The organism is Algoriphagus iocasae (genome assembly GCF_014206875.1).
Classification (GTDB): domain Bacteria; phylum Bacteroidota; class Bacteroidia; order Cytophagales; family Cyclobacteriaceae; genus Algoriphagus; species Algoriphagus iocasae.
The window spans coordinates 262,168-285,522 of sequence record NZ_JACIJO010000003.1; the positions used below are offsets into that span (position 1 = coordinate 262,168).

Consider the following 23,355-nt stretch of genomic DNA (forward strand, 5'->3'; position numbering starts at 1 on the left):
CGTCATTGCCTGCCCTCCGGTAGGCGGGCGAGACGAGGTACGAGTATTGGCAATCTCAAGTCAGATGAATAAAGTCAGTAACCTGAAATAGCAGAGTAAGCCTCGAAGGTTTTTTGTTTAAACTGCAAAGACCACAAATTCTCCCGCGAAGGTGCAAAGGTGCGACGTTTCAACCTATCCTTAAAGCTAAGCACCAAAGGTGCAGAAAAGTACTAACCCAGCATCAGCACAGCACTGGGTAAAAAGATCTGATTCTAGCTCAGAGAGCCAAAGGCGAGACCAGTAAGAAATGCCGTTACCACTTAATCTTTGAGGTTTTTTTCTAACCTCGAAGGTTTCTTCGTCTTTGACCTCCTCTTTTGCGTCACTTTCTTGGAAATGATGCCGTCGTAGTTGGAGACCGTAAAAAGCGGTTTTCTTCAAAAATTAATTCTGTAATTCGTTATAATAGGCGGTAATTCTCATCAAATCCCTGCGCTTGTCGTGGTCCAATCCGTTTTTTCTCATAAAATGTTTGATTTCTTCATCATGCCCGGGGAGCATGGTATATAAATCTTTAGGGTTGAGGCTGTAAGGCTCAATTTTTCCATTTTTGAAAAAGTAATAATTGAAAGCCAATCGATATCCAGTAAATGTCTTTGGTCCATTTCTAGGATTCATTCCAATCACTCCCTTAGTCCCCAAATCTTTGTAATAAGTCAGGATATATTCCCTAGATAAAAGCGCAATATCATTGCCCTCTGATAAGACTTCAAAGAAAATCAGCGTTTCATTTTCGCCATTTTGATCATAGGGAAGGCTATAAAAACTTCTTTTCCCATCATTTGAATTGTTATGGATTTCAAAATGACTGACATTGGAGGCTGTAAAGGTAGAAATGGTCTCAGTTTGTAATTGAACGACATTATTTTCCAAATCATATTTTACCAAGCCAGCATAGGTATTTCCATCTATGCCATAGATAGTTCCATTGTGCCATATTTGGGAGGGAAAATGGTCTTGCGCGAGTAAAGAAAGAGCCCCACTAAACAGCATGGTTAGGGTAAATATTGCTCTTATAAAGGATTTTTTCAATGGTCGTATACTGAAATTGGATGTTTGAATTTAATTAAAAATTGTAAAACTATAAACTAACAAAATGAAGAAGTTAGTGCGATTTTCGGATGATTCCTCACGAAAAATTGTGGACGAAGTGCTGTCTGGCACTTTGTCAAAGGAATAAGCTAGCCTTATATATGGGATAACGGCAATGGTGCGGGTTCAGTCAGGATTGACAATTACTTTGTGAACGCCATGATCAATAACCACCGAATGGGTTCAATCTTGATTTACAATTACTGACTGAGTATACAAACCACTACTTAAAATCGCGAAAAGTAGTACTACCAAAATCTTTAAAATAGTATTTACAGGACTGATGAGAAAAGGTTTAGAAAACTTCGGGGAAGTATTTAAACAATTATAATTTGGTTGTAATAGGAGGGTGTAGTTAAAAACTACATCCAGTAACGAGATTGCCACGCTCCGCAAGCTGCGAACGCAATGACGGTAATTACAGAATCCTGTCTTACAAAAGATATATTTTGAAATGTCATTGCCTGCCCTCCGGTAGGCGGGCGAGACGAGGTACGAGAAGTGGCAATTTCAAGTCAGATGAATAAAGTCAGTAACCTGAAATAGCATAGTAAATCTTTGAGGTTTTTAAAACCTCGAAGGTTTTTCACTTATTACAAATGGGTAAGGATATTGGGGTGGAATTACAAATCCCACCCAGTTCCAATCAATAATTTGACTACGCTGAGAGGGGACAACGAATTTTTTTTAAATCCACGCAACCAATTTGTAAATTCCATTGTATGGGCTGATGCATGCCCAGTAATGTGAAATCTGAAAAACTAGAAAAAAATATCTGGCAAGGCCTGGTAAGTAAGAATCGAAAAGACCAAGAGGCACTGTATAGATGCTATTACAGTTATGGGATGAGTGTGTGTTTACGGTATACCAATACCCGCGAAGAAGCAAAAGAAATCTTGAATGATGGATTTATGATCTTTTTCAGTGATCCTAAGAAGTTTGATCCTAGAATGTCATTTAAACCTTGGTTTAGGAGGGTATTGATCAATTTATGCATTAACCATTTCAAAAAAAACAAGGGGAAACTGAAAGAAATCGACTTGAGACAAGTAAATGAATTAAAAAGCTCTCAGCCTACTGCTTTGGAAAATATGCAGTTTGAAGAGTTACTGGTACTGATTCTAAAGCTTCCAGACGCCTACAAAGCAGTTTTCAATTTATACGTGCTGGATGGGTTTAGCCATGAGGAAATTTCAAAACTATTAGAAATCAGTATTGGAACCTCAAAATCCAATCTTTCCCGAGCCAGGCAAAAATTAAAAGAGATGTTAAATTCAACTAGCTATGAGCGAAAATTTCTTAGACAAGAGTGATAAGGAGCTGGATGAATTCTTGAAAAAGATTTCAGATGCTGCTGAAATTCCCTTCTCAGAAGAGGATTGGGCTGCAATGAAATCTAGGTTAGATGAATCTGAAAAGCCTAAACCAATTGTTTGGAAAAGAAATGCCCCACTAGGACTTTTAGTCTTGTTACTGGCTGGCATGATTGCCTATTTTGCTTGGGATCAGGAGGGAGGAATTCCATTGGAAAAAAACCAATCTTTATTGGCAGAACCAGAACAATCACCATCAATTGCAAAAGAGCGGGTGGCCAGCGAGGAACCGACAAGGGCTGAAGAAGAAATTCTTTATACCATAGAAGCTACCATTCAAAAGGAGGAAATTACGAATCAAAAAACTGCTTATAATACTGCCACCTCAGTTTACCTTTGGAGTCAGAAAAAAAACAAAACGGAAGAAAATTCAATCAAAACTTCTGAAAAACCTACCACCGACCCCTCGCTGACCTTGGCTTCTGGGGGTTTTTCGAAGAATCTGGAAACGAGCCAAGAAGAAAGCGACATCAAAGAGGAACCAATCATTGATTCAACCGAATTAGAAATAAATTCCAAAAACCTATCCTCTAAAACTTTGAGTGATTATGAAGAGAAAGAGAATAAAAAGAATGTACACTTTGGAGGTAAGTTTAATGTTTCTTTTCAAGTAGCACCAGATTTAAGTGCAATTCAGCTTGACCACTTTGGTAAAGCCGGAAATATGGTTGGCTTAGGTGCAGAGTACTTTATTCTACCTCAGGTTAGTATATCTTCAGGAGTATTTTATTCTTATAAACCTTATAGTGGAGAAAGTGGCTATCACCTCAACTATGGAAAGACTCCTAGTTATGTGATCGGTGTCTGTGATATTTTGGATATTCCTTTAAACCTCCGGTTTTATGCTTTTGAGGGGAAAGTTCAACGGTTTTTTATCAGTACTGGTCTCTCTTCTTACCTGATGCTTCAGGAGAAATATGAGTTGGAATATTATAATCAAGATACCGGGGAACCTTATTTCAGGAATATAAATGTTCAAGGAGCCAACCAGCATTATTTTGGAATAGTCAATGTTAGTGTTGGCTACGAAAGAAAACTCGGAAGGCAATTGGGAATTCAGGTGGAACCATACTTCAAAGTCCCCTTTTCTGGGGTAGGTGAAGGAGATGTTTCTTTGAAAAGTACGGGGATTTTTGTCGGACTAAAATACTATCCCGGAAAGCGATAAACCTCTGATAACTAAATACTAAACAATCCAAACAAACTGCTTAAATCGGCAGTGATGGAAATTCTTTGTCTAAAATTTTAACGTACTAAAACAATGAAAATGAAAAATTCATCCCTAAAAACTTCTTTAGTTCTACTAGTTACACTTGCTGGAACTTTGACGATTGCGTTTTCCTGTGCTTCGGATTCAGAAGACCACACTCCAGCACCTCCTCCTCCTGTAGCCAAAGCCTGTGAAGGAAGCACTGCTTCCCTAACCAACGATATCATGCCAATACTTCAACAGAATTGCGCAGTATCTGGATGTCATATTTCTGGTACGGGGAGAGCCAATTTCACAGATAAAGCCATAGTTATTCAATTTGCCAGTCAGATTAGAACAAACACCCAAGCTGGAGTGATGCCACCATCTTCATCCGGTCAGTCTATCACTGAAGCAGAAAAAACCTTGATTTCCTGTTGGGTAAGCAATGGTGCTAAAGACAATTAATCATGAAGAAAATAGTATTAGTGTTATTCTTCTGGTTTTATGCCTGTGAGGGGCATGGACAAAATATCAAGTCCGAAACCGGTTATGTGAAGTTTTTCAGCAGTGCTTTGATAGAGGACATTGCGGCAGAGAATAATGAAGCAAGTGCTTATTTCAATCCTGAGACAAAAGAGGCGGTTTTTCTAATTCCAATTGCAGGGTTTGAATTTGAAAAATCCTTAATGCAAGAGCATTTTAATGAGAATTATATGGAATCCGACAAATTTCCAGAAGCATATTTTAAGGGAATACTATCAGGTTTCCGTGCTGGTCAAGTTGAGAGTCAAGCCATTGCTGAAGGCGAAATGACAATCCATGGAGTGACAAAAGAAATTCGGGTACCAGGAAAAATCTTTCATTCAGGAAGCTCCCTTCGAATGGAGGCCATTTTCAACGTGGTTTTAGAAGATTATCAAATTGAAATCCCAAAGTTAATGTTCCAAAAAATCGCTGAGGAGGTGGAGGTAACAGTCAAATTTGAATTTCTATATCAATGAAATCAGGATTCTCCTTTTTGATTGTTCTTTTCCTGATCACAAGTCAATTTTGTATTGCTCAGGATCTCTTGGATCAACTCCGAGAGAAAACTGAGCTAGAAAATAAGCCGGTTATAGGTACTTTCAAGGGAACCCGTATTATTAATGGGCAGTCTGTTGAGACTAGAGGAAAGGGAAATTTGGAGATGATCATTTCCCATAGATTTGGCAGAATTAATTCTGGGGCCTACAATTTATTTGGATTAGATGACTCAAATGTCAGACTTGGGTTGGAGTATTCCTTAAATGATAGACTTACGCTGGGAATTGGAAGAAACTCTTTCAATAAAATTTATGATGGGTATTTGAAAGGAAAAATAATTCAACAGAAATCAGAAGGAAGCCCAGTAACCATTACTTGGGTTAGTGATGCATCAATTTATTCATTGAAAAGACCGGATTTGGAAATGACTTTTGAAAGAAGGCTTCGATTTGTCCACCAAATGCTAATTGCAAGAAAAATCAATCCTATGCTTTCTCTACAATTTATGCCTAGTTATGTGCATAGGAACTTGGTTGCTACTGCCAGCGAATCAAATCATTTGTTCGCTTTGGGTCTGGCAGGAAAAATAGCTCTATCTAGGCGGGTAGGACTAACAGGGGAATATTATTATAGGTTTGGTAATAATAATCAGGGATATAACTCCTTGGGTTTGGGAATCGAAATAGAAACAGGAGGTCATGTATTCCAACTTCAGTTTACTAATAGCATTGAGATGACTCCTTCAGGATTTATCCCCTCTACTACTGGAGAGTTTTTTAGGGGAGATATCCATTTTGGATTTAATGTCTCAAGATCCTTTCAGGTAAGGAAAAGCAATTAAAAGAGGGGATGAAATCATGAGAATTCGGGATAGATTCATTGAAAAGCGAATGATTCGATTTCGGATTTCTTCATTGTTAGACGGTGTACGAGCAAAGAAATCTCAATTCCATTTACTTGAAAATTCTTGAAAAATGGCTGAAGCCATTTATGCTAGGTGTTGGATCTAAAACATAGACCACAGATTAATCCGTGGACTATGAAATATTACCTGCTCCGGTAAACCATTTTAATGGTTTTCCTACGTTCACCTCGGTCTGTGTCTAATAGAGTTAAATAAAATAATGTAGTCTGTGAGACATTGATGAGAATGACAGCCTTCCGGTAGGCAAGCCTGTCTACCAGAGAATAGGAAATGGTGTGCCCTGCCTTACTTTCTTTGATTCCAGTAAATCTTCAGGTTGTTGGTGGATCTGCCAGAGGCGATTAGATCCAGCTTTCCATCCCCGTTGAGATCAGCAGCAGTTAGGCTCTCAGTTGCCATGCCGTTTTGATCGATCCAGTGTGCTTTGAATTCGGTATAGGTCTCATTTACAGGTTCATAAAGTTTGATACCTATATCTCCTGCTTCATTTGGTGTGCGCCATCCAGCGACTACTTGGACGGTACCATTACCCAGAAAATCCCTTGTCACAATTCCATGACCTTCCTTCAGGCTTTTATCCAAGACGATCCGCTGAAGCTGGGTAGATTCCTGGGTTGCAGGGTATGCTGTCACTTGATTGCCATGCATGGGTTCTATGCCAGCCAGCATCACTCCTCGGCCGGGTATAACTGCAAAAGCCAATTCCCCATAAGATTCATGTCCGGGAGGGGACTCATTTGTAGGTCCGGCAAACCACCCGTTATTCCCATAAGAAAAGCTTTTTACTCCTTCTTTTCCCCCTATAAAAATCGTCTCTCCATTGCCCACGCCTAAGTCTTTGGAAATCATATTATGAGTCAGGTGCATGGATTCATCGATCAGTTTGGTTTTCCAAGGATGTTTAGGGTCAGCGGGTTTTTCATAGGCAATGACCTTTACTCCCGCACCTTCACCTGCTTTATTTCCCCGTCCGTGAAGAGGAAGCACGATGAGTTGATAGGAATCGCTCCCGGTTTTTACCCAGTACATGCGATGCACTGTTGGCTCATGCGGAAGTTGCACGGCTGTCCAAAGCTGGGTAGGATCGGCTGGTCGTATGAGGTAATGCACAGATCCTGACTCATCTTCATTGCTAGTTTCTCCCGGGTTCCACTGCGCGCCGACGGCTATCTCCACCTTGCCATCCCCATCGATATCCCGCGCTGCAATGCAGACATTATCCCGCTCGGTCAGGTTTTCAACCATTACAAAGCGCTTCCAATCCCCGTTTCGATACCACACAAATTGTTTTTTGTCCGCCAAAATCAAATCCGGCTTTCCGTCTCCATCCACATCACCTACGACGATGCCATATCCTATGGAGACATTGTCGTCAATGACTTGGGGTTCAAAGTTTGGGCTGGCATGGAAAAACAAAAATGCTAGCCATGGAAGAATAAGGAAGGTCATCGTTCAAAAATTTTGGTGTATTCTAATTTAGAAAAATTGATCGGAAGTTTTTCCCGCAAGGAAATGTTTTGAGAGACTATAAACTATGCGTGGCAATCTATCTATTGTAAGTGCTAACCTTCACGGGATTGCGGCGTCGGCCTTTTGGGCCTCCTCGCAATGACGCTTTCGAATTAGATTTTTGGAAACGTCATTGCGAATGACGAAGGAGTGATGCAATCTCGTCAAAGGTAGCACTTAGCTTTATTGGAATGCCACGTCCGCCTAAAGCCTCTCTGCCAATAGGTGGACAGGCTCGCAATGCAATAATTACTTAATCCTTGACTTAGTTCAGTGAGACCCAGAAATCATTAATTAGGAGTAATTAATATTTTCATTTCAACTTTCTGACTTTAGCCTTCTGATTTTCCAACCTACCGAATCGTTCGTATCCGACCAAAACCCTTAAAAGTCGGACAAATCATTTTTTCATCAAATGGCTTTTGGTGTGCCTGAAGGGCTTTTTTTAGGAATTGGCACTGCCTGTGCAACTATTCGGGGTCAGCTTGCATCTTCTTTTTGGAGCGAGCTACTTAGTACAAAGTACAAAGCTTGCCTGCCGAAGGTAGGTACCAAGTACAAAGATCCAAGAATCAAGAACCAAGATTTTCTTACCACATACCATATACCACATACCATATACTACCTACCACATACCACTCACCAAATTCCACTTTCAATCTACCAGCCATGATCAAAAATTATTTTAAAATCGCCTTGAGAGGTTTTGCCAAGCATAAACTCACCTTTTTTATCAATTTGTTCGGCCTTTCCTTGGGTCTTTGGGCGGCGATCTTAATCGGCCTTTGGGTCAGCTCAGAGCTTTCTACCAACAAGGACATTCCGCAGGTAGCCCGTGTCTATCAGATGATGGAGCATCAGTCTTATGGTGCTGATATTTTTACCTTCAACTCGACGCCAGGAGTCTTGGCAGAAAGCATGAAAGAGACATTGGCAGAGGTGGAACTTGCCTCAACCTACACCTGGATGGAAAATCTTCTTTTCGTCCAAGGAGATAAGCGGATCAAACTGGAAGGACTGTATGCCATGCCTGATTTTCTGAAAATCTATGATTATGGGGTGATTCAAGGCGACCTTAATTCAATGCTAACAGAGAATAACCACGTAGTTTTATCTGAAAGTGGTGCCATCTCTCTTTTTGGAAGAACTGATGTGGTGGGAGAGGGCGTGGAAATCAAAGGAGGTACCGATTCCGATAATTTTATTGTGCAAGGGGTTGTGAAGGATTTTCCTTCTAGTTCGTCGATGAAATTTGACTATGTCTTGCCCTATTCTTTGTTTTTTGCTGAAAATGATTGGTTGGAAGACTGGGGGAATAATGGTCCGAGAACGGTTATCAGACTTCGTGATGGGGTAGATGGAGAAGCTTTTTCTGCAAGTATCGAAAATTATATCCTTGAGCGAAATGAAGAATCCAATGTTCGTTTATTTGCCTATCCTATAGCTGATTACTACTTGCATGGAAGTTGGAAGGACGGCCAATTAATAGAAGGACGCATCAAAAATGTGAAACTGTTTGCCATGATTGGCATCTTCGTTTTGATTATTGCCTGCATCAATTTTATGAATCTAAGCACTGCAAAATCCCAAAAACGAGCCAAGGAAGTGGGAGTAAGAAAAGTGGCCGGAGCGGATAAAGGATCTCTGGTGATGCAGTTTATGTCTGAGTCCTTATTGATCACTTTTTTCTCAGCGATTCTAGCTGTGCTTTTGGTAGAAGCGACCTTACCGATCTTCAATAACCTGACTGGAAAAGTCATGTCTGTTCCCTATGGATCTGGATTCTTCTGGTTGGAACTCTTAGCGATCATTTTGTTCACTGGCGTAGTTGCAGGAAGTTACCCGGCCTTTTATCTTTCTGCCACCAAGGTGGTTTCTGTGTTCCGTTCCTTTACCAAATCAGGCAAAGGGGTGGTAATGGCCAGAAAGGGTTTGGTGTTATTCCAGTTTATTCTCGCAACCATTTTGATCGTATCCACTTTGGTGGTCTATCAGCAAATCAGTTTTGCGATGAACCAGGATTTGGGATATTCAAAAGACCAGTTGATCCAGATTCCTTTGGAAGGAAAACTACTGGAAAGCTTTGATGTGTTTAAGGCTGAATTGGAGAAGAACGAAAATATAGAATCAGTCAGCAGGTCATCTTTTGGCTTTTTGGGAAGAAACTCCAATACGGGTGGTGTTTCCTGGGAAGGAAAAGATCCTGAAAATGCAGCGCTTTTTGAAGTGATCCGGGTGGATTATGATTTTATTAAAACTTCAGGAATGGAACTGATCAAAGGAAGAGCTTTTGATCGTCGCAATGGAGCTGATTCCACTTCCGGAGCAATCCTTAACGAGACAGCATATGAGTTGATGCAAAAGGATCATGAAGGATCAGAATTTTTTAGGTTATGGGAAGATGAGCGAGCGATAACCGGTGTGGTGAAAAACTTTCACTTCGAAAGCTTCAGACAAAACGTAGCTCCAGCCATCTTACTTTTAGATCCAGATAATACCTGGCAGGGTTATGTGAAAGTGAACACCTCTAATATTCAGGAGACCATTGCATATATGGAAAGTACCGCAGCCAATTTGAATCCGGAGTTTCCTTTTGAGTACAGCTTTATGGATGAAAATTATGCGAGACTTTATCAGGAAGATGTGCGATTGAGGGATTTGGCGCAGTATTTCAGCATTTTAACCATTTTGATTTCCTGCTTAGGATTGCTTGGATTATCAGCACATATTGCCGAGCAAAAAACCAAGGAGATCGGTATCAGAAAAGTCTTGGGAGCATCTACTTTCTCCATATTACATGTGATCAATAAAGAGTTTATTATGATCGTGTTCCTATCTATAGTGATAGGTTCAGGCTTGGCATTTTGGGTGATGCAGGATTGGTTGGACGGTTACCAGTACAAGATCAAATTTGAATGGTGGTTTATTCCGCTTGCGGCACTTACGATTATGGGAGTGGCGCTGATCACTGTGACTTTCCAGTCTTTGAAAGCTGCTCATTCTAATCCTGTGAAAGCGATTAAGAGCGAGTAAGGGGAGGTTGTTAGATATAGGATATAAGATTTAAGATGTAGGAACCCTGTACTTGCCAACTTACCGTCATTGCGAGTGACGAAGGAGCGTGGCAATCTCGTTTTAAGCAGCGCAAACCATTACTGGATCGCCACTTCGCCCTTTGTGCTTGCCTTCAGGTCGGCCAGCTCGCAATGACGTTAGATAATGAAGTCTCATCAAATCCAAATTGCCTAGTTCCTTACAAAGACGTATTTTTCAAAATCGTAAAAATACCCCTAGCATTCCATGAAATATCTTTCACTTTTTGCATTAAGCATACTCCTTTGTTTTTGTATGACAAAACTTCAAGCCAATCAACTTGAAGAAACTCAACAGGAAATCAAAACGGGAGCCGAGCAATTGGACCTCTACTTACCTCTGATCAAAGGAAAGCGGGTTGCAATTCTTGCCAATCAAACTTCCATCATTGGTAAAACCCATCTTGTGGACAGCTTGCAGACTTTGGGAGTCAACATTGTAAAAGTTTTCGGTCCGGAACATGGATTTCGTGGCAATGCCAGTGCAGGAGCTAAAGTGTCAGATGACATAGACGAGCAAACAGGGATCCCTATTATTTCGCTTTATGGCAGAAAGAATAAGCCGAGCAAAGAAGATCTTGCTGATGTCGATGTTTTGATCTATGACTTGCAGGATGTCGGCGTTCGATTCTATACCAATATCAATGCTTTAGCCCGCTTGATGGAAGCCTGCCAAGAAAATAAGAAACCGCTAATTATCCTCGATCGTCCGAACCCGAATGGCTATCTCATTGATGGGCCTGTGCTGGACATGAAATATAAATCAGGTATCGGGATGTTCCCTCTTCCAATGGCGCATGGACTGACTGTGGGGGAATTTGCCATGATGGCAAATGGGGAAGGTTGGTTGACCAATCAAGTAAAAGCAGATATCCAAGTCATTCCAGTTGCAAATTATGCACATGATATGCCTTATGTTTTACCGGTTGCGCCCTCGCCAAATCTAAATACCCCTCAATCAGTCTTGCTCTACCCAAGTTTATGCATGTTTGAGGGAACTTATATCAACTTGGGTCGTGGCACCTATTTCCCATTTACAGTTTTGGGAAGTCCTGCCTACAAGGGGATTTATGAATTCAGCTTTACCCCAACAGGCATCAAGGGAATGGCTGAAACGCCACTTTTTATGGATCAAGTTTGCTATGGAATTGATCTTCGGGAGTACGATACTGAGAAGTTAAGAGAAAGCGGTCAAATCAATTTTGAGTGGATCCGGGAGCTTTATCAAGCCAGTCCTGAGAAAGAAAAGTTTTTTGATTCGAAGCTCAGTAATCAGATGAATAACATCGAAATCCAGATTGGAAGGGGAGATTTCCGGCAACAAATCATTGATGATGTTCCTATCGAGGTCATTCGTGCGGGTTGGGAGCCAGAGCTTTCTGCTTATAAAAAGATGCGGATGAAGTATTTGCTTTATCCTTAATTAGTCATTTTCTGAGAAATCAATTTTTTGTGAAATAAATTCTTTTCGTTCTTTTCCATTGATGAAAAGAACCAAAAATCTAGGCCATGGAGAATTCTTCAAATTGAGCTGTTTTCGGTTTATATAAGTTTCCGTTTAGCTCAATTTGATTTTGTTCCCGTTGATTTTTGCTAAAAATGAGTGGATCTCGTTCGTAAACTTCACGAGCTAACTCATTTTCTTCACGCCAAATCAACTGTCCCAAAACCGAATGCTCCAAAGGCCACTTAAGGGTTTTGAGTAAAATTTCGTCACCTTGGTTTGTGTCTCACAGGCAGAAACAACTTACAATAAATGGTCTGTGGGGACCTTCCTAAGTCAAGGCATACATAGGTATGGTTTCAAAAAGCTGATTGTTTCCTTGTTCTTTTCCATTGATGAAAAGAACCAAAAATCTAGGCCATGGAGAATTCTTCAAATTGAGCTGTTTTCGGTTTATATAAATTTCCGTTTAGCTCAATTTGATTTTGTTCCCGTTGATTTTTGCTAAAAATGAGTGGATCTCGTTCGTAGACTTCACGAGCTAACTCATTTTCTTCACGCCAAATCAACTGTCCCAAAACCGAATGCTCCAAAGGCCACTTAAGGGTTTTGAGTAAAATTTCGTCGTCTCGGTCTGTGTCAGACAGACAGATAAGTTTTGCCAATAAGATTGGACCTAATCTAAGATCGAAATCGAAAGGTCCTTGACTAAAAATTCCAGACCCCATCGGGGTCAAAGCTTTATAGGTAAAAATGGATTAGATTTCCCCAGCGATGGCCCAGGATTTTCTTTCGGAGACCGAATCGCTTAGCCAGCAAGATGGAACCTAATCTAAGATTGAAAAAGTTCTGTGGAACTCAGACTCAGACACGTAATGACATCCGTAAGATGTGTCCCACAGACCACGGTCGGGCCAGACATACACAGGTAAGGTTTCAAAAGGCTGATTGTTTCCTTGTTCTTTTCCATTGATGAAAAGAACCAAAAATCTAGGCCATGGAGAATTCTTAAAATTGAGCTGTTTTCGATTTATATAAATTTCCGTTTAGCTCAATTTGATTTTGTTCCCGTTGATTTTCGCTAAAAATGAGTGGATCTAGTTCGTAAACTTCACGAGCTAACTCATTTTCTTCACGCCAAATCAACTGTCCCAAAACCGAATGCTCCAAAGGCCACTTAAGGGTTTTGAGTAAAATTTTGTCACCTTGGTTTGTGTCTCACAGGCAGAAACAACTTACAATAAATGGTCTGTGGGGACCTTCCTAAGTCAAGGCATACATAGGTATGGTTTCAAAAAGCTGATTGTTTCCTTGTTCTTTTCCATTGATGAAAAGAACCAAAAATCTAGGCCATGGAGAATTCTTAAAATTGAGCTGTTTTCGGTTTATATAAATTTCCGTTTAGCTCAATTTGATTTTGTTCCCGTTGATTTTTGCTAAAAATGAGTGGATCTAGTTCGTAAACTTCACGAGCTAACTCATTTTCTTCACGCCAAATCAACTGTCCCAAAACCGAATGCTCCAAAGGCCACTTAAGGGTTTTGAGTAAAATTTCGTCGTCTCGGTCTGTGTCAGACAGACAAAAATAACTAAAAATAAGTAGTCTGTGGGGACGTAGACCACGTAATAAAAAATGCGTTTGAAGTATTTGCTTTATCCCTAAAAGTATATTCGTCCGTGAGCGGACAATTTTGTTCGATTGTTTTTAAGGATTCTTGAAATTATTGTCCTAAGGTGTTGATTTAGGGCTTTTTGGATGGCATGAAAGTGGATTTGTCAACTGCAAAGCGTGAGATTTTTTAAGCTTCATCCGAACAATCAAGAATACCATGTGGAAAAACTACCTCAAAATTGCATTTCGTAGCCTTCGCAAAAGAAGACTCTTCAGTTTCGTCAATGTCGTCGGATTGGTGCTTGGACTGGTTACATTTCTGGCATTGTTTGCATTTGTCGCTACCGAATGGACCTACAATGATTTTCATATAAATAAAGATCGGCTCTACCGGGTGGTGGTAGTAGAAGGTAATGGCGAAGGGGAAATCTATTTACCTCCCGGTTATGCAACTATCCTTCAAGATCAATTTGCGGACTTGGAATCAGTTGACCGTTTGGCAGGGTTTATCGGAGGAGGATTGGTGGCAATTCCAGGAACTGATTTAGCATTTAAAGAGAATGAAGTAAGCTATGTGGAAGGACGATTTTTTGAAGACTTTTCATTTCCGATTCTTCGTGGAACAGCAGATTTAAAAACCTCCCAAACAGCAGTCATCACAGAAGAAATGGCTTCCAAGTTTTTTGGAGAGGAAGATGCTTTGGGAAAATCATTTACTCTCAGCAACCAATTTGGTAAGCTGGATTTTACTGTAACCGGAGTTTTGGAAGGAATTCCTGATCGATCTGACATAGGATCTAATATTTTCTTGTCTATTCATACCTTGGAAAATCCTGATAATCGAAGTGGTAATGGTTGGGCTGATCCCAATGGTCTGGAATCAGGATTCGTGAATCTTTTTGCTTTGACAAAGAATGGGGTTGATGCAGAAAATCTATCTAAGCAGATCACGGAATTCATCCGAAAAAATCCTGGTTCGGAGGATTTATCTATCATACTTCAGCCTTTGCCTGAAATTCATCTGGGAGCCAGTATTTCTGATCCATTGCCTTCAAACGGCAGTCTCTCTACGATATTGGTATTTGCAGCCATGGCATTTTTGATTTTGGGAATTGCCTATGTGAATTATCTAAACCTGTCTTCTGCTAGTATTTTGACTCGCATTAAGGAAATAAAAATGCGCAAAGTCCTTGGTGCCAAAAGCTGGCAACTGGCGGAGCAGTTCATGGTAGAAACCATCCTCTTGATGGGTGTTTCTACGGGAATAGGACTCCTATTTCTTTATTTGGTCCAAAACTTGGCTACCACTATTTTCGGGAAAGGTATTTGGTTTGGTGCTTTTCAAACACCTGTTTTCTGGTTATTGATTCTGGGTCTGATTGGAATTTGTGCTTTGATTTCCGGTCTGTATGTGGTGGCCTTGTCAGGAAAATTTGATCATAAATCTCAGATAAAATTTAAAGCTCCTGAAAGTGAAATCTTGAAAAAGGGATTAGTGGTTTTTCAATTTGTGATTTCCATCGGAATAATTGTATGTACTCTAGTCATCCGAGATCAATTGAATTTTATGCAAAATCAGGATCTGGGAATGAATTTGGATCAAAAAATCATCGTGGAAGGCCCTAATGATGTCGGGGAAAACAAGAAAAATAAAATGGCAAACTTTAAGCAGAGTTTGCTTTCTCAGTCTTTTGTGAAAGGTTTGGGTGCTTCAAATGCCCTTCCCGGAGTAAGTTATAATTTCTCAGCTGGTGGTATCACTCCGATGGTTCCAAGACCGGAAGACAAGGATAAAAACTATGCCATGATGATCATGGACGATCAGTTTATCCCGACTTATAAAATTGAATTGCTGGCGGGTCGAAACTTCACCAAAACTGATGCGGAACAGGGGTGGGGTGCAGCCAAAAAATTGATCTTAAATGAGAGTTCGGTACGCGAACTTGGATTAGAAAGTCCAGCAGATGCAATAGGCAAAAACATCCTTTGGGGAGATCCATACGAAGTGGTCGGTGTAGTGAAGGATTACCATCATTTGTCCCTTCGGGAAAAGATTTCACCTATGATTTTCCTTCCTTCTCAGGCCGATGGATATTTCTCTTTGGTGGTGAATCCAGATCAAATGGCTTCAAATCTAGCTTCAATACAAGATATATATGAGGATATATTTCCGGGAAATCCATTTACTTACTTTTTTATGGATGAAAAATTTGCCTCTCAATATCAATCCGAACAGCAATTGAGCAAAGCATTTACGATCGCGGGGATTCTGGCGATTTTGATCTCATGTTTGGGATTATTTGGCTTGGCAGCCTATACTGTACAGCAGCGATCCAAAGAAATCGGGATCAGAAAAGTACTTGGAGCAAGCAGCGCAAGCTTATTGAGTTTGGTTAGCAAGGATTTCATTATCATCGTAGGAATAGCTATGCTTTTCGCCTTTCCTCTTGCATGGTATGCGATGCAAAGTTGGCAGGAAGAGTTTCCTTATCAGGCTGGATTATCCATTCTTTCCTTTTTGGCGGCAGGTGGATTAACCCTGTTGATTGCAGTTTTGACTGTAGGTTCGCAAGCCCTTAAAGCGGCCTGGTCCAATCCTGTGGATTCCATTAAAGACGAATGATGATGGATTTATGATTTAAGATGTATGATATGAGATATAAGATTTATGAAAATGTTTATGAAGTGAGTTTAATTTAGAAATGCTCGTTTATAAGCCCTAAACCCCAGCCTTATGTTTAAAAATTACCTCAAAATTGCATTAAGGAATCTTCAGAAAAACAAGGTTTATTCATCGATCAATGTATTGGGTTTGACTTTGGGTTTTTTATGCTGCATGTTGATCATGCTTCATGTCAAAGACGAGCTTTCCTATGATAAATTTATCCCAAATCATGAAAATATCTACCGTGTGGCTTTGGAGCGGATTTATCCGGATCATGTGAATTTTTATTCCATTATCCCTCACAGTTTTGCTGTGGTAATACAAGAAGAAGTAAAGGGAGTGGAGGATGCCACTAGAGTTTTTTATTTCGGAAGAGGCAATATCATCAGTTTTGAGGATACTCCTTATGAAGAAGATTTTGTTGCTGCGGTTGACTCGAATTTTTATAACGTTTTCGATTTTGCCCTGCTGGAGGGAGATCAAAAAACAGCACTTTTGGAGCCCAACACAGTGGTAATTTCCCAGACTGCTGCGCAAAAAATATTCAAAGGAGCATCAGCACTTGGTAAAACCATCAAGCAAGGCCAACAGGAATATGAGATCACGGGAGTGATGGAAGATATTCCGGAAAACTCGCATATGAAATTGGATTACTTAGTTTCTAGTACCTCGTTTCCATTTAGCAAACAAGAGAATTTCACAGGGTTTTCAGCATTTACTTATTTAAAATTAGCTCCAACCACTTCGCCGGATGAGGTGGAAGGTGCTCTCTCTGGTTTGGTGACAAAATATGCCTCTGGACAAATAGAAAGAAATCTGGGAATAAGCTATGCTGATTACACCGCTGCCGGAAACGGCTATAATTATTTTCTTCAACCCTTAGCTGATATCCATCTTCATTCTAATCTGGAAGGGGAAATGAAGGCAAATGGGAATTACCTCTATGTCTATATTTTCATTTCCATTGCTGTATTTATTTTGGTATTGGCCTGTATCAACTTTATTAATTTGGCCACTGCAAGATCTGCAGATCGCGCGAAAGAAGTTGGGGTCAGAAAAGCGATGGGTTCAGATAGGAAGCAGATTATTACCCAGTTTCTAATGGAAGCCGTGCTATTGACCATGTTCAGCTTACTGATCGGAATAGTGCTGGTGAGTTTTGCGATTCCTTTCTTCAATAATTTGGCTCAAAAGTCCTTGGTATTTGATTGGAAAGCCATGCTTTCGGTTTTCCCACTTTTATTACTTTTCGGGGTAATCGTAGGTTTGCTTGCGGGATATTACCCAGCGTTTCATATTTCCAAGTTCAATACGATCAGCATCCTTAAGGGAAAGCTGCAGACCAGTAAAGGAAACTGGTTGAGAAATGGCTTGGTGGTTTTCCAGTTTGGAATTGCGATTATTCTGATTTCCGGTACCCTGATTATCAATGACCAGATTCAATTTATCCAATCTACCAATTTGGGTTTTGACAAAGAAAATGTACTTGTGTTAAGAAGGTTTGGAAACCAACCCAACCATAATTCTCTAAAGCAGGAGATCGAAAATCTTCCTGGGGTGATCTCAGCGGGAAAAACGAGCACCATGCCTGGACAGGGAACTTTTGGAGTTCAGTTTACCAAACCTGGTGGAGGAGATGTCTTGACGACAAAAGGATTTGCAGCAGAAGCAGATTTATTTCCTACTATTGGTTTGAAGCCAAAATTAGGAAGGGTTTTCGATGAAAATTTCAACGATTCATTGTCATTGATTCTAAATGAGTCGGCTGTTAAAGTGTTCTTCGGGGATGAAAACCCATTGGGACAGCATTTGGAAACAAGCAATAACATCAATGGTGAAACGGTCGTTTCTGAATTGACTGTAGTGGGTGTTGTTGACGATTTTAATTTTGAATCTCTTCATACCAAGGTTACTCCTTTAGCGATTTTCAATACCAAAAACCCGTCAGGTTTTACTAATTTTTTGGCGATTCGATTTGAGGCTAATCGGCAAAGTGAGGTCATAGATGCTATTGAGGAGAAATGGACAAATCAAGCGGACGGTATACCTATTTCCTATTATTTTCTGGATAGTAGTCTCGCTGAGTTGTATAAAAATGAGCAGACTTCAGGCAAGATTTTAGGCGTGTTTTCTACTCTTGCTATTTTAATTGCCTGTATCGGATTGTTTGGCTTGGCCGCCTACACAGCATTCTTAAGAACCAAAGAGATCGGAGTTAGAAAGGTTTTGGGAGCCTCTGTTCCTAGCATCATCCTTCTATTATCTGTTAATTTTGCCAAGCTTGTAGGAATTGCATTTTTAATTGGTGTTCCGATTGGATGGTTTGTCATGTCTACCTGGCTGGACTCATTCGCATTTAAGATTGACTTGGGTGTAGGGGTATTTTTAATAGCCGGAATGGTCACTCTGGGAATTGCTTTGGTTACGGTAAGTTACCAAGCCATTTCTGCAGCTATTGTGAATCCCGTAAAAAGTCTCAAGAGTGAATAAAGACTAGTGATTTATTTGTCCGCCTGCGGTCAAAAAGCAGGTTGTTCGGACAAAATTTAATATAAAGAGGACCTTTCAAGCGATTGAAGGCCTTTTTTGTTGCTTGGCACAGTCTCTGGATTATAAGGGTAGACCAACTGAACAAAATTTAAGATGAAACTTTCAACTATTTACGGTTTTGTATTCCTGTTTTTTTTAATGGGAACAACTGCACAAGCACAAACAGAAATTAGAACTCCTGGCGATTTTGACAGAGTAGAATCTTCAGGATCCTGGGATGTAGTGGTTACCCTTGGAGATAAAGATGAAATCAAATTGGTTTCTCATGGTTTTGACCTGTCTAAAGTGATCACAGAAGTAGAGGACGGGAAGCTGGAGATCAAACTGGAAAAAGGAAGATATAGACAAGTTGATTTCACAGCTTATGTAACCGTAAGAGAATTGACAGCTTTGGGATTAAGTGGATCTGGAAAAATGACAGTGGAATCAGATATCGATTCCAGAACATTTTCTATCGGAACTTCCGGTTCTGGAGATCTTATCATGAAAGAACTTGATACAAGAACTCTTAATGTAGGAATGAGCGGATCAGGAAAAGTTATTATCGCCGGAGGATCCGCTGAAACTGCCAACATTGGACAATCTGGCTCTGGATCATTTGATGCGCTGGATTTAATGGCCGAAGATGTGAAAATCGGAAAGTCAGGTTCTGGGGCTACTTCTATCGGGGTAACTGGGGATTTGAAAGTAGGTGCTTCTGGATCAGGAAATGTCTATATCAAAGGAAACCCAACCAGCCAATCTATCGGAAGTTCCGGATCGGCTCGAATAATCAGAAAATAACAAACCCTAGTCTGACTTGGTGGCACGATCATCAGGTCAGACTTTTTCCCATTTATAACCCAGCAGCCATGTTTAAAAATTACTTCAAAATAGTATTTAGAAACGCGAAGAAAAATCCGCTCTATGTTTTTATAAATATTCTGGGTTTGTCAATCGGGATGGCTGTCAGCATTCTGATTTTTTTGTTTGTACAACATGAGCTGAGCTATGATACCTATCATGCCAATTCGGATAGGATTTATAGAGTATCTAGAAACTGGTTCAATCCAAATGGAGAGGTAAGCCTTCACTTAGGTCATGTGGCACCGCCTTTTGGGCCTTTGATCAAATCAGATTTTGAAGATCAAGTGGATGAGGTTGTTCGATTGACTAAAAACGGATTGTTGATTCGCTCGGGAGAAAACTCGTTTATGGAGGATGAGTTTTTCTTTGCGGATCCTGAAGTCTTCGATGTTTTCTCATGGACTGTGATCGAGGGTGATCCCAAAGCTGCTTTGGAGTCGGGTGATGGAGTAATGATCTCGGAAGAGATGGCTATCAAGTATTTTGGAGATGTAAATGCAGTGGGGAAAGAGCTGATCGGGGAAATCCAAGGCTTGAAATTGACATTTCAAGTTCGAGGAGTTTTTGAAAACATTCCCGACAATACCCATATGCATCCTGACTTCATTGCGACCATGAATCCTGTGATCCAGTTTTATGGAGGTTTAGAGGCATTTATGAAGAACTTCGGTGGAAATAATTTCGCTACTTACATTCTACTAAAAGAAGGATACGATTACAAAGCTTTGGAAGCTCAATTTCCGGCTTTGATAGATAGAAATATGGGTGAGGCACAATCTGGAATCCCAAGGTCCAAAACAACGGCGCTTCACCTTTGGCCAATTGAAGATATTCACTTGTATTCTAATCTGGATTCAGAAATTGAAGCCAATGGAAACATCGATTATGTCTATGTGTATTTTGCTGTTGCCTTGTTTATTTTATTGATTGCCTGCATCAATTTCATGAATCTTTCCACTGCCCGATCCTCTTTGAGATCCATGGAAATGGGTTTGAGAAAAGTAATGGGAGCGGACCGAAGTAGATTGGTGAATCAGTTTATGGGAGAGTCATTCGTAATGACCTTTATTTCCTTGGTATTCGCGGTGATTTTGGTTTATATCTTTCTACCAGTTTTCTCTTCTTTTACCCAAAAACAACTGAGTTTAAACTTTATCCAGCATCCAGAATACCTCTTGATATTAATAGGTCTTGCGATTGGAGTGGGTTTATTGGCGGGAAGTTATCCGGCATTATTCCTTTCCGGTTTTTCACCTTCTAAAGTTTTGAAAGGAACTTTCAAAGCTGGAAAAGGGCATGAAAATTTTAGATCTGTTTTGGTTGTCGGCCAATTTGCGATTTCAGTTATTCTAATCGTAGCGGTAATTGTGGTCGTAAGACAATTGGACTTTATGCAATCCAAAGACTTGGGTTTTGACAAAGAAGATATTGTGGTGCTACCGGCGAGCCCTGCTATAATTGAAAATTATCAAATCATTAAAGATAGATTGATGAACCAGCCCGGCATCAATGGAGTGACGATTTCCAGCCGGGTTCCTTCCGGTAGGTTGCTGGATTCCCAAGGAGGAAGTGCCGAAGTCAATGGTGAAATGTCTCAGTTGGATGTAAGGATCGCTAATATCCATGTCGGTCATGAGTTTATCAAAACCTATGGAATTCCGATTGTGGCAGGAAGGGATTTTGATTTCCAGATGGCCAGTGATTCTTCAGAAGCTTTTATTCTCAATGAAGCAGCGATAAGGGATATCGGTTGGTCCACACCTGAAGAGGCGATAGGGAAGAAATTTAATTATGGAGGAAGAAACGGCTTTGTAACAGGAGTTATGAAAGACTTTCACTTTGAATCCCTCCATCAGCCAATAGTTCCGATTGTGTTTATGATTACTCAGGATCGTTCCAATCAGGTGAGTTTAAAAATCGAGGAAGATACCAAAGATGCTACCATGGCATATCTGAAGTCAGAATGGGCCGACCTTAATCCTGGATTTCCATTTGAACCGATCTTTGTTGACGAAGGATTTAACAGGCAATACGAAGCAGAACAGCGGGTAAAAACCATTTTCACATTCTTCTCGGTTTTGGCAATTTTAATTTCTGTTCTGGGTTTATTGGGATTGACCACATTTGCCACCGAGCAAAGAACCAGAGAAATCGGTATCCGCAAAGTGATGGGCGCAGAAACTAGCAATATTCTGATTTTACTAGGAAAGGATTTTATGAAACTGGTAATGATCGGATTCTTGATTGCTGTGCCGGTTTCATGGTTTGGAATGGACAGTTGGCTGGAAGATTTTGCCTATAAAATCGGAATTAGCTGGACTGTATTCCTTTGGGCTGGATTGATTGCTGGGGTTATTGCTGCGGGAACTGTTATGCTTCAATCCCTGAAAGCTGCTTTGGCAAATCCGGTAAAGAGTATCAAGAATGAGTGAAGCTAGTATCGGGTATCTGGAATTTAGTATCTAGAATCTGGTATTTAGTATCTAGTATTTGGTACAAAGTACAAAGCTTGCCTGCCGAAGGTAAGTATCAAGTACAAAGTATTCGCCAGAAATTTATGTAGAGTTATGATACAGGTTGATGCAACCATTTTCATGAATTCTGCATCCAATATTAGGAGGCACATTCAATCCGCAACATTGCAACTTTAAAACATTTGAACTTTAGAACTATATAAAAATGAAAATCTATTCAAAATTAGCCGCATTGGCATTAACAGCATTTGTGATGGTTTCTTGCGCTCAGGCACAACAAACTGAAACAAGAAAACCAGGTCATTTTACAAAAGTACATTCCGGAGGTAGCTGGGAAGTAATCCTGGAAGAAGGAAACACCGAAGAGGTAAGAATTGAAGTCAAAGGAGTTGACTTGGATAAAGTAAAAACAGAGGTGGACGGAGATGTCCTAAAGCTAGGTTTGGTCAACGGAAATTACAGAAATGTATCTGTGAAGTTCTATGTGACTTACAAAGACCTTGAAGGGTTGAAATGTTCAGGTTCCGGTGAAATGATTGTTGAATCTGATATTGTTGCCGAAGATTTTTATTTGGGACTTTCCGGTTCGGGAGATATCCTGTTGAAGAGCCTACGCGCTGATGATTTGGATGCATCAATTTCCGGTTCTGCAAAAATCAAAATCGAAAGCGGTGCCATCGGAAATGCAGAAATCAGCCAATCTGGATCAGGGGATTTTGTAGCAGAGGATCTTGCTATTGAAGATTTGGAAGTTTCTAAATCAGGTTCCGGTGATACCTATGTTGGAGATTTGGGAATGATTTCAGTAAGATCTTCTGGCTCTGGAGATGTTGTTTATTCTGGATCACCTAGAATGGGAGATATCAAAGTTTCAGGATCTAGCAGTATCCGTAAGAGATAATTTTCTCTAATTGCGATTCCTGAATTAATAGAATTTATCCTCCACCCAGTTGGCAGGATTGTTTCTAATGTATTGGGAGATTCTATGGAAAGAATCCTCATTTCGAATGATATGATCATGGAATCTGGATTGCCAGCCCATTGGTAAATCCAACAGATTGCAATATTTGGTTACCGCAGATTTGTAGGAACCAACGATGGATGAAACCGTATTTTTCCCCTGATTTTGGAAACGGTTTGATGATGGTTGTAGGGACAACGCATGCGTTGTCCCTACGTCGTTCTGCGTTGTCCCTACGTCGTCGTTCTGCCTTGTCCCTACATCATTATCATCACCCTTCAAAATCAAAATCCCATGAATATGGTTGGGCATGATTACAAATTCGCCCAATTCGATATTTTTAGCATGGTTTTTTATTTCATACCAAAACACCGATGCAATTGCTCCTGCTGGGGTTAATTGCATTTTATTTTTGATTATTTCTCCGAAAAAATGCTCCCGGTTTTTGCAGCAAATTGTGATAAAATAGGAAGCCTCAGTTCCATAATCCCAACTTGCCAGACGGGGTGACTTTCTGCTTTTTTCATTCATCTCTTTAAAAAATATATCCTTAAC

At 40.3% G+C, this 23,355-nt stretch carries 16 protein-coding genes; 12 read left to right on the top strand and 4 right to left on the bottom strand.

Annotated features, from left to right (window positions below):
- Positions 1–426: 426 nt before the first annotated feature.
- Entirely contained in the window at positions 427–1,035 is a 609-nt protein-coding gene (locus FHS59_RS15460) for a hypothetical protein (protein WP_184496324.1), read from the bottom strand.
- Between the two features lie 833 nt (positions 1,036–1,868).
- Here FHS59_RS15460 and FHS59_RS15465 point away from each other — a divergent pair.
- The 5 genes from FHS59_RS15465 to FHS59_RS15485 all read left to right on the top strand — a co-directional run bounded on the left by FHS59_RS15465 (position 1,869) and on the right by FHS59_RS15485 (position 5,563).
- On the top strand, positions 1,869–2,447 hold the full coding sequence (locus FHS59_RS15465; RefSeq protein ID WP_221444521.1) for an RNA polymerase sigma factor: 579 nt from the start codon (positions 1,869–1,871) through the stop codon (positions 2,445–2,447).
- Entirely contained in the window at positions 2,419–3,675 is a 1,257-nt protein-coding gene (locus FHS59_RS15470) for a hypothetical protein (RefSeq protein WP_184496325.1), read from the top strand. The genes FHS59_RS15465 and FHS59_RS15470 overlap by 29 nt, the downstream gene beginning before the upstream one ends.
- Positions 3,676–3,774: 99 nt before the next feature.
- Entirely contained in the window at positions 3,775–4,164 is a 390-nt protein-coding gene (locus FHS59_RS15475; RefSeq protein ID WP_246388486.1) for a 2-polyprenyl-6-methoxyphenol hydroxylase, read from the top strand.
- Between the two features lie 2 nt (positions 4,165–4,166).
- On the top strand, positions 4,167–4,700 hold the full coding sequence (locus FHS59_RS15480; protein ID WP_184496327.1) for a YceI family protein: 534 nt from the start codon (positions 4,167–4,169) through the stop codon (positions 4,698–4,700).
- Positions 4,697–5,563, top strand: coding sequence for a DUF5777 family beta-barrel protein (locus tag FHS59_RS15485; protein ID WP_184496328.1), 867 nt, complete (start codon positions 4,697–4,699; stop codon positions 5,561–5,563). The genes FHS59_RS15480 and FHS59_RS15485 overlap by 4 nt, the downstream gene beginning before the upstream one ends.
- 369 nt (positions 5,564–5,932) lie before the next feature.
- Here FHS59_RS15485 and FHS59_RS15490 read toward each other — a convergent pair whose 3' ends face one another.
- Entirely contained in the window at positions 5,933–7,096 is a 1,164-nt protein-coding gene (locus tag FHS59_RS15490) for an FG-GAP-like repeat-containing protein (protein ID WP_184496329.1), read from the bottom strand.
- Between the two features lie 729 nt (positions 7,097–7,825).
- Here FHS59_RS15490 and FHS59_RS15495 point away from each other — a divergent pair.
- Positions 7,826–10,189: an ABC transporter permease gene (locus FHS59_RS15495; protein ID WP_184496330.1), complete on the top strand. Its 2,364-nt coding sequence runs from the start codon at positions 7,826–7,828 to the stop codon at positions 10,187–10,189.
- 315 nt (positions 10,190–10,504) lie between these two features.
- Positions 10,505–11,671, top strand: a complete 1,167-nt coding sequence (locus FHS59_RS15500) for an exo-beta-N-acetylmuramidase NamZ family protein (protein ID WP_246388487.1) — start codon at positions 10,505–10,507, stop codon at positions 11,669–11,671.
- Between the two features lie 434 nt (positions 11,672–12,105).
- On the opposite strand, the gene FHS59_RS15505 is transcribed toward FHS59_RS15500, so the two are convergent.
- Positions 12,106–12,357, bottom strand: a complete 252-nt coding sequence (locus FHS59_RS15505; protein WP_184496332.1) for a hypothetical protein — start codon at positions 12,355–12,357, stop codon at positions 12,106–12,108.
- A 1,164-nt stretch (positions 12,358–13,521) separates the two neighbouring features.
- On the opposite strand from FHS59_RS15505, the gene FHS59_RS15510 reads away from it, so the two are divergent.
- The 5 genes from FHS59_RS15510 to FHS59_RS15530 all read left to right on the top strand — a co-directional run bounded on the left by FHS59_RS15510 (position 13,522) and on the right by FHS59_RS15530 (position 22,740).
- The gene (locus FHS59_RS15510) at positions 13,522–15,927 is read left to right on the top strand and encodes an ABC transporter permease (protein ID WP_184496333.1); all 2,406 of its coding nucleotides are present in this window, start codon (positions 13,522–13,524) and stop codon (positions 15,925–15,927) included.
- A 111-nt stretch (positions 15,928–16,038) separates the two neighbouring features.
- Positions 16,039–18,459, top strand: coding sequence for an ABC transporter permease (locus FHS59_RS15515; RefSeq protein WP_184496334.1), 2,421 nt, complete (start codon positions 16,039–16,041; stop codon positions 18,457–18,459).
- Positions 18,460–18,612: 153 nt separating this feature from the next.
- Entirely contained in the window at positions 18,613–19,302 is a 690-nt protein-coding gene (locus tag FHS59_RS15520; protein WP_184496335.1) for a head GIN domain-containing protein, read from the top strand.
- A 68-nt stretch (positions 19,303–19,370) separates the two neighbouring features.
- Entirely contained in the window at positions 19,371–21,797 is a 2,427-nt protein-coding gene (locus FHS59_RS15525) for an ABC transporter permease (RefSeq protein ID WP_184496336.1), read from the top strand.
- A gap of 247 nt (positions 21,798–22,044) precedes the next feature.
- Positions 22,045–22,740 (top strand): head GIN domain-containing protein, encoded by a 696-nt coding sequence (locus tag FHS59_RS15530; RefSeq protein WP_184496337.1) that lies wholly within the window; start codon positions 22,045–22,047, stop codon positions 22,738–22,740.
- A gap of 24 nt (positions 22,741–22,764) precedes the next feature.
- Here the strand turns inward: FHS59_RS15530 and FHS59_RS15535 are convergent, their stop codons facing one another.
- Positions 22,765–23,331: a transposase gene (locus tag FHS59_RS15535; protein ID WP_184496338.1), complete on the bottom strand. Its 567-nt coding sequence runs from the start codon at positions 23,329–23,331 to the stop codon at positions 22,765–22,767.
- Between the last annotated feature and the right edge of the window lie 24 nt (positions 23,332–23,355).